Genomic DNA, 12,899 nt, shown 5'->3' with positions numbered 1-12,899 from the left:
TCCCCCCTGGAGGTTAATAATGAAACGAGACTGGGATTTGCTGCGCAAGTTACTGATTGACGTTGAGGAGGAAAATGATCTGTTTGACGGTTTTCCTGATAAGCCTGAGTGGACGGAGCAGGCTGAAGACGCGTATTTCCGGCAATACAGTGAGTACGAAGAATATAAATCCCGCTTTTTCGGGCACCTGGAATTACTGACTGAGAATGGTTATATCGATGGTATTACGGTTTTACGGGGAGCGGACGGGCATATCTCTCACGGGATAACGACCCCACGGCTGACGATGAAAAGTCATGACCTGCTCGACACCATGCGATCTTCACCTGTCTGGGACTCGATCAAGAGTACGGCAAAAAGCAAAGGCATCGAACTCACCTTTGATGCCATCAAAGCCCTCGGGGCGGCTGCGCTCAGACACATTATCGGCTGAATCTTTCCCGTACATTTAATAACGTCACTATTTTCGCGCCTCTGCAAGAACGGTGCTGAGGCCGTCATGCTTGTTTCCTGGCGTAATATTTACTGGCTGACGAAACGGCCATTAAATCGCCCGGGAAATTTACCCAAAGAGCAAAAATAAACGAGGAATACTGAAATGAAAAAAATAGTCCTCCTTCTGATGTTCACTCTGGCTGGTGTTCAGCAGGCAGAGGCCGCACGTGGAAGGCAGCCCTGCTCCGGCTCAAAAGGCGGGATCGCACACTGTACGTCGGATGGTCGTTTTGCCTGTAATGACGGGACTCTGAGCCGGTCGACGCGATTCTGTTCGGGATACGGTTCCTCGGAAGCCAGCAGCCCGGTTAAACGTTCCACCTCCCCCCGCAAAACGCAGACGAAAAAGGTGACAATGGCGAAAAAGCATCAGCAGCAACGTGTTACAGAAAACGACGCGACGGTTGACAGCAAGCCGCGACAGCCCACCTGTGCGCCTCTCTATATGGCCAGCAAACCCGGGTTTACGCATTTACCCATTTGCTCCGGGAATCAGTACTGAGCCGGACCGGAGAAGTACTGTCGAATGTAAACATCATGAATACACAGGAAAGGAATAAAATAAAACATGGCACGAAGAAAAAAAGATGATAATACGGCGGGTATTATTCTTGTTATTATTGGCGTTATTGCCTGGGGTATATATATTGCTGTGCGGGCACTTATTAATCTCAATGAGCGATTTATCGATTTTGTCTCAAATCCCCCCGGTATTATCGGACTGTTCTTTGGATTGCTTGCGGCTTTTACGCTGATACTCCGGATATTTATCTCTCGTGGATACCGAAAGAAAGCAAAAGCCCTCGACGATGCGCTGGCCGCTCTGGCTTTACAGGAAAAAGCCATAGCAGAAACAATCAGGGCCGGTATTTCCCGCGGCGTAATACTTGAGCAGAAGCAGCTGGCAACTGAACGGGAAACATTCAGCAATAACAAACATAAAAGCCGTCGCGCGCTGCAGCGTATTGTTGACTCTGCCTGGACGTTTAAAGTCAGAACATTACTGGCCGGAACCACCATTAATAACTGGCAGAGCAAATATGACCAGCTCCGGAAGGAGAAAGAAGCCTACGCCGCCATCCGCGACAAAATACGTTTTCTTGAGCTTGAGGATAATGCCGACTGGGAGAGCGTAAACCAGCAGTTTCTTGACAGGGTCGCCCTGCTGGAAAAAGCGCAGGAAGAAAAGGAATACCAGGCTGAACTCAAACGGCAGATGCGGGAAGAAAAAGAACGTCAGGATGAGCTGGACAGGCAGCAGCGCGAGGCCGAAGAGGAAGAGCAGCGCCTTGCTGAGCAGCAGCGGTTACTGGAAAAGGCCCTTCTGGCGGCAGAAGGCGCCCACAGGGAAGCGCTGGAGAGACAGCGCCTGGAGCTGGAACAAAAAATTGAGGCGGTTCATCAGCAATATGAGCGCGCCAAATCGATGGCGCAGCTCACGAAGCAGGGCCATGTCTATGTGATTTCGAATATTGGCTCCTTTGGTGAAAACGTCTTCAAAATTGGCATGACCCGACGCCTTGAGCCTATGGAGCGCGTGAAAGAGCTCAGCGGAGCCTCCGTGCCGTTTGATTTCGATGTTCATGCCATGATTACCTGTGATGACGCCCCGGCGCTTGAAAAAACGCTTCATGACCACCTGGACAACTACCGGATTAACAGGGTCAACCTGCGCAAGGAATTTTTCCGCGTTGAGCTCGGGAGGATTATCGAAGAGGTGGAGCGCCATCACGGGACCGTTGAGTATATTGCCGATCCGGCGGCGCTGCAGTACCTGCAGAGCTGCGAATATGCTGAAAGCGAAGCCGCGTAAACAGGAAATACATCCCCTATTTTCACAGGGATATTCAGCCATGAATGACATGACTCCCCGTAAAATCAAAACCGGCGGCGACCCCAGGGCGCTGCCGGATTATGCCGCCCTGCGCGATGAGCTGGGCAAACTGACGCATCCGGCGCGTCCGGATGTTGACTGGCGCAGGGTGCAGACCCTGTGCCTGCGCCTGTTCGAACACAACGGCGTGGAGCTTCAGAGCGCATGCTGGTACACCCTGGCCCGCATTCACATTGCCGGGCTGCCCGGTATGAATGACGGTCTGTTTATCACCGGCACGCTGGTGCGGTATCAGTGGTCGGTGATGTGGCCTGCCGGTGGATACGCCCGGGCTGAAATCCTTGCCGGCCTCAGCCAGCGGCTGCAGAACGTTCTGCGAACGCTGACGCTTAAGGACAGTGATGACCTGCATGCCCTGTACCAGAGTGAAAAATGCCTCACTGAACTCGGCGACTGCCTTGCGCGCCATGAGCTGAGACAGGCATGTCGTCTGGATGGTCTGCAGCAGCAGGTCCGCTCAGCCATCGCGCGTCTGGAAAATATGCCTGATGGTGGCGGTGATGAACCCGGTCTGGTGCTGCCGCTGCAGGCGGTGGTGTCCGCGGAGTCTGATGACGGGCCGGTGCGGTTTGTCTGGTCTGCGGAGCCGGAGCGGGATTCCGTGCTGAGCGCCGGTATTTTCGGCCCCTGGCACCGCAGAATGCGTCTTCAGGGTTTTGCCCTGGGGGCCGTCAGCGCCCTGATTCTGGGCGGGCTGCTTTCATGGGGAATATATGTGCTGAACAGGCCGATGTCCGAAGAGCTTAAGCTTGAGGCCACCCTGACGCCGCTGCCTCAGCCCCTCTCTCAGAAGCAGCTGAACAGGCTCTGGTACGAATCCTCTCTCACGGAGACTGAGGGCGAAAGGCTTGTTGACGCGACCCGTCAGCAGCTGGCCTGGCTGCAGTCCCTTCCCCCGGACTGGGCCCGGCAGTACGGTCAGGAACTCATTCGTCAGGCCCGCACCCTGTGGCCGGATAATCCTGACGTCCTCAGCCTGCAGGCGAACCGGCAGAAAACGCTGGAGGCTGATGCGCTGCCGCTGAGTGAACTTCATGGCTGGCATCAGGGAATGACCCGCCTGCAGGCGCTCGCCGCCAGGCTCGGGGCGCTGGATGAAAAACGGGGGCGGTATCTGACGGTGAGCGAGCTTAAAACCGAGGTGTATGCCATCACGCGGGCTCTGGAGTCTGCCGTGCCGGCAGGGGAGCATCTCCGCAGGATGGCCGAAAGCAGCGACGGGGAAACCGCTTCCCTGCATGATGCGGAGCGGCATCTGCAGGCGCTTATCAACCGCGAGGCCCTGCTGAAAAATAAAGAGCAGCCCGAACCTCATTTTTAACAGGCATAAACTGCCGGACTCAGGGAGAACATCATGCTGGATGAAAAGGATAAGATGCTGCTGAGATTAATACAGGATGACTGCAGCATCTCCATGCGGGCGCTGGGTGAAAAAATCGGGCTGACCCAGACCCCGTGCCGGGAGCGACTTATCAGCCTGACCGAAAAGGGATATATCCTGGGTCAGGCTGTACTGCTGAACCGGATGAAGCTCGGTCTCGCCATGACGGGGTTTATGATGATAAAGATGTTTGAGCACGCACCAGGCAGGGAAGAGGCAATGACCGCGGCCTTCGCCTCAATGCCTGAGGTGATTCGCCTCTGCCGCACTGCCGGTGAATATGACTATATTCTGCAGGTGGTTGCCGCTGACATGGAGGACTTTTCGGCTGTTCTTACCCGGCTTAAATCGCATGCCGGCACCCTCTGCAGCTTCACCACCACCATGGCGCTTGAGGAAATAAAAAACACCACTCGTCTGCCGCTGAATTTTAAAGAAAGCACACCTGCGTAAACGGTCTGCTGAAAGGCATCATTAATTTACATGCCCGGGGAAGCAACTGCCATATTTCACTGAGCATATTCACTCCATTCTTCAATGCGCGGTGTAGCCCGTAATATCCGAAGTGTGGAAGTGAAAGGTTATATCAAAAAAAGTAAACAACAGAAAACCGCTCCGGATAAATTTATTTTTAAATGTGGAGAACATTATGAATCCATCAATCATCAGGCCATGCCGTCATTGTGGGGCACTTATTTCACATGATGCCACACGGTGTACGCACTGTAATGTCAGAACCCCCTTTTCCGGAAGGCATGCAGGACATTTACTTCCGTGGATACTGAGTGTCTTGTTACTTGCCGGCTTTGTCGTATTTACCTCTATTTACGGGTGATATATATGACCTGCATATACAGAATGACGGTGGCGTTATTGCCTGGGCTTATTTTCAATCAGCACCCGTTTGGGTGAAATTTTAAATGGAGTATTAAATGAAAGAACTGAACATTACAGATGAAGTCAATAAGGCCGGGGAGTGGTTTGCAAAAAATCAGGGATTATTAACCGAATACGCGGTCAATATTATTTCGGCCGCCGTCCTGTTAATTACCGGACTGATATTTGCCCGCCTTGTCGGTACGGCGCTGGAGCGGGTGCTCTCCTGTCGCGGGATTGACGTGACGGTATCGGGCTTCCTTGCGGCCATGGTCCGCTATGCCATCGTTGCCTTCACGGTCATTGCCGTACTCGGCCGCCTGGGTGTCCAGACCGCGTCGGTCATTGCCGTGATAGGGGCTGCTGGCCTGGCTGTGGGGCTTGCCCTGCAGGGTTCGCTGTCAAACTTCGCCGCCGGCGTGCTGCTGGTGACGCTGCGTCCCCTGCGCACCGGTGAGTTTGTGGATGTGGGCGGCGTGGCCGGCACGGTTGACCGGGTGAATATCTTTTCCACCACCCTGCGCACGCCTGACAACAAAATCATTATCGTACCGAACGGCAAAATCATCGCCGGGGACATCATCAACTTCTCGCGCGAGCCGCGTCGCAGGGTGGATATCACCGTGTCCGTGGCCTGGTCTGCCGATATTGAGCAGGTGAAGCGCGTGGTGAGTGATGTCGTTACGGCCGATAGCCGGATTATCCATGAAAACGGCATCACGGTACGACTGAACGAGATGGCGCCGCCGGCGCTGAACTTCGTGGTGCGTTGCTGGACAGATACCGCTCTTTACTGGGATGTCTGGTTTGACCTGACGGAAGCCATCAAGCGCGAGCTCGACGACAACGGTATTCCTGCACCGCGCCCGCAAATGGATGTCAGCATCAGAAATGACGACAGGCTGCATGGAAACTGAACCATGCTCATCCCGTGCAACCAGACGGTTGTCGTGTGATTCACAGTGTCATCAGATTCAATGAACTAAAGGAAATGAAGCAATGAACAAAAAAATAGCGTGCGCGTTTGTGTTACTGGGGGCGCTGCTACCTGCCGTATCCGCCGTGGCAATGGATAAAACAGCGACCGGTGCCGTTGTTGGCGCAACCGTCGGCGCTGCTGCCGGGAAGGATGTGAAATCAGCCGTCGGGGGCGCGGTTGTCGGTGCAGGCACCGGAGCAATGACCAAAAGCGGTGACACAGGCAAGGCAGCCCGACAGGGCGGTGCGGCAGGCGCAGCTACCGGTGCAGTCGTGGCGGCCGCAACGGGTAAAAGCGTGGTGAAAGGTGCTGTCACGGGGGCGGGCGCAAGTGGACTGGCCGGCGAGGCCCTGCACTGATAAATGACACAGGGCAGCGAACATACTGCCCTTTCTGCAGATCGCGTGGACTGGCGGCACGATTTCTGGCTGCTTAGTAAAAGGGCACGTTAAGGTCGTACAGAAAACGCTCCAGGCTTATGCGCCATCACATCAACCCGTACAGGTAAATTTATGCCCCCTTCACTCGCGGAGGTTATCCATCTGATCCGCAGTCGCGGCGACAGTGCCCCGGGTTTTATTACGACAGAAACCCGGCTTGTTTCAGGTCTGGGATTCTGCAGTGATGACATGGAGGAGCTGCTTCACGAAGCGGAATGGCGTTTTGGCGTCAAATTTCCATCTGATGAAAATGCCCTTCGGGAGCTCTTTTCCCTCCTGCCACATGAATACCTTTTGACTCTGCAGGATAGCCTGCCGCTCTCACCCGCATGGGTGTTGTGCCGGTTACGGGTCGCGCCTTTGCCGGTGCAGGCAGATATCAGCGTGGGGGATTTTTTCCGCGGACTCACCTCGCTGTGTCTGAAGGGCGGCGAAATGTAGTCTTGTCTGTGGCAAACCATGGCAACTGACACGGAGCCACAGCAACGAGTTACCGGCGGTGCAAATGTATCCTGAAGAGCGGTACCAAATCGCGAATACCGACGAGGGGAAGATCGTGCCCGACCAGAATGCCATTTTGCAGGTGCACTGATGCGCTGTCGGTTACACCAGTTTCAATCCTGTATTATTGAAACAACGCTATAAATGAAGTCGTGTTTAAGCACAGGCAGTTTGTCTGCGGCGAAAGATTTCCTGGAAAGGTTATATTTACGTTAAATTTTCAGCGACAGTCTTTGGCATATTACCCAGAATGATAAAAATTGGTTTGTGAGGCAATTTTTATTTCGACGGTTGCCTTCCTGTCTCATATTCCGCGACCGTGCTGTACTTTATGGTATTGCAATTTGGCGACTTCATCGGGTGATTTGTGCCTCTGTGTCGACAACCTTTTTCTCTAAACATTTTGTCATCAGAAGAATGTCTCTTAAGGAGAAGTCATGAGTATTAAAGCGCAGGTTAGCATCGCGCATAAACTGGGATTTACGTCTCACCAGAATGCGGTCCCTCTGTTACGTGAACTGACGTTGCATAATGAGTCAGAGCAAACCTTTGAAAATCTGACGTTGCATCTGCAGACAGTTCCAGCAGTGCTGGAAGCTAAGCAATGGAATATTGACTGTTTGCTTCCCGGCTTGTCCGTTGATATTCGTGAGCGGGATGTGAAGCTCAATGCGGGATGGCTGGCTGAGCTTACAGAGAGTGTGGCATGTGAAGTCACCCTCAGTTTACGACAGAGTGATGACGTACTTTTCTCCTTAAATTATCCCCTGGAAGCGCTGGCAAAAAATGAGTGGGGGGGAAACTCGATGGTGGAGCTCCTGCCATCTTTCATTATGCCAAATGATCCCTCAGTTGATCGAATTCTCAAGGCTACGTCGGAAGTGTTGCGTAGTGCAGGGAAAAATGATGCGCTGGATGGCTACGAAAGTAAGTCCAGAACCCGCGTCTGGGAAATGGCTTCAGCGTTATGGACGGCCGTCTGTAATCTGAGCCTCAGTTACGCATTGCCCCCTGCAAGCTTCGAGTGCAACGGTCAGAAAATTCGTACGCCGGGCGCAATTATGGAAGGCAAGATCGCGACTTGTCTGGATACAACCTTATTGTTTTCTTCTGCGCTCGAACAAATGGGACTCAACCCTCTGGTTTATTTGAGCGAAGGGCATGCTTTTGCGGGCCTCTGGCTCCAGCCGCAGGAGTTTGCCCAACTGGTCACTGAAGATGTCTCTTCGGTCCGTAAGCGTGTTGATCTGAAAGAGATGGTGGTGTTTGAAACGACTTTTGTTACAAAAGCGCACCCACCATCATTTACGCAGGCTTGTGAAGAAGCGTTAAAACACCTGACTGAAGAAGAGTTTCATGCTGCGATCGATACTCGCCGCGCTCGTATGCAAAAAATACGCCCGCTGGCTCTGGGCGGTTTACGGCAGGAAAACCAGACTGAATCGGAACCTGAAATTCGACATGGTTTTGAAGATGCCCCTTTACTTCCTTCTTTTGATCTTGATATTGAAGTTGAAAGTAAAAAAGAAGCATCGGGGCGGCTGGTTCAATGGCAGCGGAAATTGCTGGATTTAACGACCCGTAACCGCTTATTACATATGCCGGAGAGTGCAAAAGGGATCCGTTTGATTTGCGATAATCCTGGAAACCTGGAAGATAAACTGGCCGAGGGTAAGCGGATCCGAATTGTTCCGTTGCCTGATCTTGAAAGTGGGGGGCGAGATGCTGAACTCTATCGTCAGCAGACCAATAAAAACCTTCGTGAAGAATATGCCAGCCAGGCGCTGGAGCGCGGCGAAGTTGTGTCGCTACTGGAAAAGGATCGTCTGGAATCATTGCTTATAGATTTATATCGCAAGTCAAAAAGCGATCTTGAAGAAGGTGGGGCGAATACCCTTTTCCTTGCTGTCGGCTTCCTGAAATGGAAAAAGTCAGCCGATGATCCAAGGAGCTATTCGGCACCACTGATCCTACTGCCTATCCAGTTGGATCGGAAAAGTGCGCTGTCAGGCGTGACAATGCGACTTCTGGAGGAGGAGCCCCGTTTCAATCTGACTCTGCTCGAACTTCTTCATAATGATTTTGCTCTGACAATCAACGGACTGGACGGTGAATTACCGACGGATGAGAGTGGGATCGATGTGGATGGTATCTGGAATATGATACGCCATGCAGTGCGGGATATTCCCGGTTTTGAGGTCATGCGGGACGTTGTGATCGGCACTTTCTCTTTTGCTAAGTATCTGATGTGGAAAGATCTGATCGACAGAGCCCCACAACTGATGCAAAGCCCGCTTGTAAAATACCTCATCGAGCGCGGAAAAGAGGATGTGGTTCTTGAGAAAAGTGGCGAAATTATAGATGCAGATAAGCTTGATGATACGCTGAATACTGAAGAACTTTTCCTGCCATTACCAGCCGATTCCTCACAAATAGCCGCCGTGGTGGCCTCTGCAAAAGGTCGTGATTTTGTCCTCGACGGCCCGCCTGGAACCGGGAAGTCCCAGACCATTGCCAATATGATTGCGCATAATCTGGCACTGGGAAGGCGTGTCTTATTTGTTGCCGAGAAAAAAGCAGCGCTGGATGTGGTTTACCGACGGCTGGAAGCTCATGGGCTGGGCGAGTTTTGCCTGGAGTTGCATTCCAGCAAAACGTCAAAAATGGATTTCCTCAAACAACTGGAAAGGGCGTGGGATGCCCGGGATTTGTTGACGGCTCTGGAATGGGAAGAGGAAGCGGGTAAGGTACAACGCCTGCGGGACAGGCTGAATGGTATTGTTCGGTTGCTGCACCAACGCTGGCCAAATGGATTAACACTCCATCAGGCGATGGGGCGGGTAATTAAAGATGCCAGTACTGTAACGCCACACTTCACCTGGGCTGCGGGTATACTGCACACAGATGAGCAAATGACAGTATTCAGAGAGGTCGCAAAACGCCTCGAGCTCAATCGCGATGCTTTTAAAAAGCATGATTGCCACTTTGGTGTGATTAATCAGACAGACTGGACAAATGGCTGGCAAACGTCCCTGGTGGCTGAGGCGCAGGGGATCCCGGTAAAAATTGAGCATCTCGAAAAATCAGCCGAATCGTTATTGACTGCCACCGGGATGACTCTGGATTCAGGTGAACCGGAGAAACTTCTTCAGTTGGTTGAGCTTTGCGAATTATTATCAAAATCAGCTGGTATTGATTTCAATTTTATGTTTACGCCGGATGCCAGTACAAGAATTGATGCTGCGAAAACAGCAATAGCTCTTCTCAATGACATCAGTACCGCGAAGTCACAGCTGTCGGTCAACTATCCTGACAACAACTGGCATAACGTCAACGTTCAACAGATAAGAGTGGCGCTGGAAGAGGCGGATAAAAAATTCTGGTTCTTTGCGACGAATGCCCGTAAAAAAGTCACGGTGGAATTCGTGCGACAACATACACTGAGTGCGCCGCCTGACTTTGCTGTCGACCTTTCAGTTATCGAAAAACTTCAGCCGTTATGTAAACAGCTGTCAGAACTTGTGCCTTTAACCACGGGATTACCAGGGTGGAATGGCCTTGAAACTGATTATTCCGCTCTGCAAAACACGCTGGAAATAGCTGAAACGATTCGTGGGGCATTGCCGGTATTTGCTTCTTCTCCTCAGCGGCTTGCTGATATCAGAATGGCAGTCAAAACGCTGATGATTGATTCTAATGAGCTGCTTGGCCCTCATGGGACAATTGCAGTACTGGTCCGTAATTTGCGCGATTCGATCTCAGTGTTCAGCGACGCAAAAGTGCGATTTAGCAGGTTAATAAAAACATCAGAAGATGGCCTGACGATATCCGTATTGCGTGATTGTGCGCAGGGGATTGTACATCATCAGTCTGCACTGAAAGCATGGAATGACTGGAATCGTGTTCGGGAGGAAGCCGTTGCGCTGGGGTTACTACCGCTGGTGGATGTGTTTGTGCAACTTGAATCGGGCGATATCAGTGCCAGCGAGTTGTTTGAGACTGCATATTGCCGCTGGTTTGCCTCATGGGTGATTGATGCTGAACCGCTGCTGCATAATTTTGTTCCTGCTGAGCATTCGAGCGATATTGAAGCGTACAGGGTACAGACTGATCGTCTGGCTAAACTGACTGTTCGCTATATTCGTGCGAAGCTTTGCGGGGCGATCCCGGCAAAAAATGAGGTCACCAAGCAAGGCGGCTTTGCATTACTTAAGCATGAACTGCAGAAATCCCGACGTCATAAGCCTGTTCGACAGATGGCCGCCGAAATGGGTGATGCGATGTCTAAACTGGCACCCTGCATGTTGATGAGTCCGCTTTCCGTTGCTCAGTTTTTACCATCAGACCTGGCCTTGTTTGACCTCGTTATATTTGATGAGGCCCTCCCAGATTTCACCGTGGGATGCTATCGGGGCGATGGCGCGTGGTAAACAGGTTGTTGTTGCGGGTGACCCCCGTCAGATGCCTCCAACAAGCTTCTTTAACCGCGCGGCAAATGACACCGATGATACAGAAGAGGATATGGAAAGTATTCTTGACGAGTGTCTGGCCGCGGGCCTGTATAACCATAGCCTTAGCTGGCACTATCGTAGCCGTCATGAAAGCCTGATTACTTTCTCGAACAACCGGTACTATGACAGCAATTTGATCACCTTCCCGGCCTCCGAAACAAAGCAAAGTGCCGTCCAGTGGTGCAAAGTTGAAGGTGTATATTCCAAAGGGAAAGGGCGTCATAATCAGGCTGAGGCCGAAGCCATCGTTGCTGAGACAGTAAAACGCCTCACAGATAAGGCGTTTGTCGCGTCCGGAAAATCGATAGGTATTATTACCCTTAACACCGAGCAGCAAAAGCTAATCGACGATTTGCTGGATCGTGCCCGACAGCGGCATCCTGAAATTGAACTGTTTTTCCAGTCTGAGTGGGAGGAACCGGTTGTCGTTAAAAATCTGGAAACTGTCCAGGGGGATGAAAGAGATCTGATAATGCTCGGTATTGGCTATGGTCCGACCGAGCCGGGAGCTAACACGATGTCAATGAACTTCGGGCCGCTAAACCGTGAAGGTGGCTGGCGTCGTCTTAATGTTGCTGTTACTCGCGCACGTCAGGAAATGATGGTGTTTAGTTCGTTTGAGCCCTCTCTTATTGATCTTAATCGTACCAGCGCGCGTGCGGTTGCTGACCTTAAACACTTTATCGAGTTTGCTCAACGTGGCCCAATGGCGCTGGCACAGGCTGTTCGCGGTTCGGTGGGCGGATATGATTCGCCATTTGAAGAAGCCGTTGCAAATGGGCTAAGAAACAAAGGCTGGCAAGTTGTTTCCCAGATTGGTGTGTCACGTTTCCGAATTGATCTGGGAATTGTGCATCCGGATAAAACCGGTGATTATCTGGTTGGGATCGAATGCGATGGTGCTACTTACCACAGTGCAGCAACTGCAAGGGATCGTGATAAAGTTCGCAGTGCTATTTTACAGGGGCTGGGCTGGAAACTTCTTCGTTTGTGGTCAACAGAATGGTGGGTTGATAAAGCTGGCGCGCTGGAAAGGCTAGATAGCGCAATTAACCAGCTTCTGGAAGACTCCAGGGCGGCTGATGTTGTGGTTCCTGCAGAAGAGGTGCCGGAGTTAAATGAGCCGTCCGGCGGTAATGAGAGCGCTGCTGGTGAACAACATGTGATGGTTGTTGCTGCAAACGAAGAGCGCTCAACTTTATCGGAGAAAATAGAACCCGCAGTGATGTCCCCAATGACCGAAGATGAGGATGATAAAATTTTGCCTGATCTGAAGTATGCCTGCTTAACCACTGGCGCAGCACATTTATCAGGGGGCGCTGGTAAATATGTTGTCAATGAACTCAAAGACTGGCGTGGAAAAACAGATCCTGAGCAGTTCTATGTAGGGGGATATGATGAGACACTGAAAGCACTTATTGCTGATGTGCTTAATGTCGAATCTCCGTTACTTGAAGCCACTCTTGTCCAGAGAATCGCACGAGTGCATGGTTTTAGCCGTGCAGGAAGATTGATTCGTGAACGCGTCATGGAAATTGTGGATCAGCAGTATCATGTTGCGACAGATCTGTCCGGTGATGATTTTATCTGGCTATCAGAGGCGCATCGCGCCGACTGGTGTTCATTCCGACTGCCTGCTACAGATTCTGATATTCGTCAGGTGGATGCGATCCCAAGTGAGGAGTTACGCGCTTTGGCTTTGAATATTGGAGGAGACAATATTATCCAAGATATGGCCAGAACATTGGGAATTAAGCGATTAACCAGCCAGGCAAAACAAAGACTGGAATCAATTTTATAATCCTAAACGTTTTCCCTGGGG

At 51.7% G+C, this 12,899-nt stretch carries 10 protein-coding genes; all 10 read left to right on the top strand.

All coding sequences use genetic code 11. The features are described from left to right. Positions 1-19: 19 nt before the first annotated feature. The 10 genes from EXW94_RS24570 to EXW94_RS28375 all read left to right on the top strand — a co-directional run bounded on the left by EXW94_RS24570 (position 20) and on the right by EXW94_RS28375 (position 12,878). Positions 20-433, top strand: a complete 414-nt coding sequence (locus EXW94_RS24570) for a DUF2513 domain-containing protein (protein ID WP_174339260.1) — start codon at positions 20-22, stop codon at positions 431-433. 165 nt (positions 434-598) lie between these two features. After that, positions 599-997, top strand: a complete 399-nt coding sequence (locus EXW94_RS24565) for a hypothetical protein (RefSeq protein WP_174339261.1) — start codon at positions 599-601, stop codon at positions 995-997. A gap of 66 nt (positions 998-1,063) precedes the next feature. After that, on the top strand, positions 1,064-2,308 hold the full coding sequence (locus tag EXW94_RS24560) for a GIY-YIG nuclease family protein (protein ID WP_174339262.1): 1,245 nt from the start codon (positions 1,064-1,066) through the stop codon (positions 2,306-2,308). 40 nt (positions 2,309-2,348) lie between these two features. After that, positions 2,349-3,710, top strand: coding sequence for a VasL domain-containing protein (locus EXW94_RS24555; RefSeq protein ID WP_174339263.1), 1,362 nt, complete (start codon positions 2,349-2,351; stop codon positions 3,708-3,710). A gap of 33 nt (positions 3,711-3,743) precedes the next feature. Continuing rightward, entirely contained in the window at positions 3,744-4,223 is a 480-nt protein-coding gene (locus tag EXW94_RS24550) for an Lrp/AsnC family transcriptional regulator (RefSeq protein WP_174339264.1), read from the top strand. A 479-nt stretch (positions 4,224-4,702) separates the two neighbouring features. Further along, a complete protein-coding gene (gene mscS / locus EXW94_RS24545) occupies positions 4,703-5,563 on the top strand; it encodes a small-conductance mechanosensitive channel MscS (RefSeq protein WP_174339265.1) in 861 nt (286 codons plus the stop codon). A gap of 82 nt (positions 5,564-5,645) precedes the next feature. Continuing rightward, positions 5,646-5,984 carry a glycine zipper family protein gene (locus tag EXW94_RS24540; protein ID WP_174339266.1) on the top strand — a complete coding sequence of 113 codons (339 nt, stop codon included), beginning with the start codon at positions 5,646-5,648 and terminating at the stop codon, positions 5,982-5,984. Positions 5,985-6,137: 153 nt separating this feature from the next. Then, the gene (locus EXW94_RS24535) at positions 6,138-6,506 is read left to right on the top strand and encodes a hypothetical protein (RefSeq protein WP_174339267.1); all 369 of its coding nucleotides are present in this window, start codon (positions 6,138-6,140) and stop codon (positions 6,504-6,506) included. A 497-nt stretch (positions 6,507-7,003) separates the two neighbouring features. Then, complete coding sequence (locus EXW94_RS24530) at positions 7,004-10,996, top strand: DUF4011 domain-containing protein (protein WP_254797794.1); 3,993 nt, start codon at positions 7,004-7,006, stop codon at positions 10,994-10,996. Further along, positions 10,983-12,878 (top strand): DUF3320 domain-containing protein, encoded by a 1,896-nt coding sequence (locus EXW94_RS28375; RefSeq protein WP_254797795.1) that lies wholly within the window; start codon positions 10,983-10,985, stop codon positions 12,876-12,878. The genes EXW94_RS24530 and EXW94_RS28375 overlap by 14 nt, the downstream gene beginning before the upstream one ends. The last annotated feature ends 21 nt before the right edge of the window (positions 12,879-12,899 follow it).

This window comes from Enterobacter sp. JMULE2, assembly GCF_013337145.1.
Taxonomy (GTDB): Bacteria; Pseudomonadota; Gammaproteobacteria; order Enterobacterales; family Enterobacteriaceae; genus Enterobacter; species Enterobacter mori.
The sequence above is the reverse complement of the archived record's forward strand: the minus strand, read 5'-3'. Positions and strand labels throughout refer to the sequence as shown.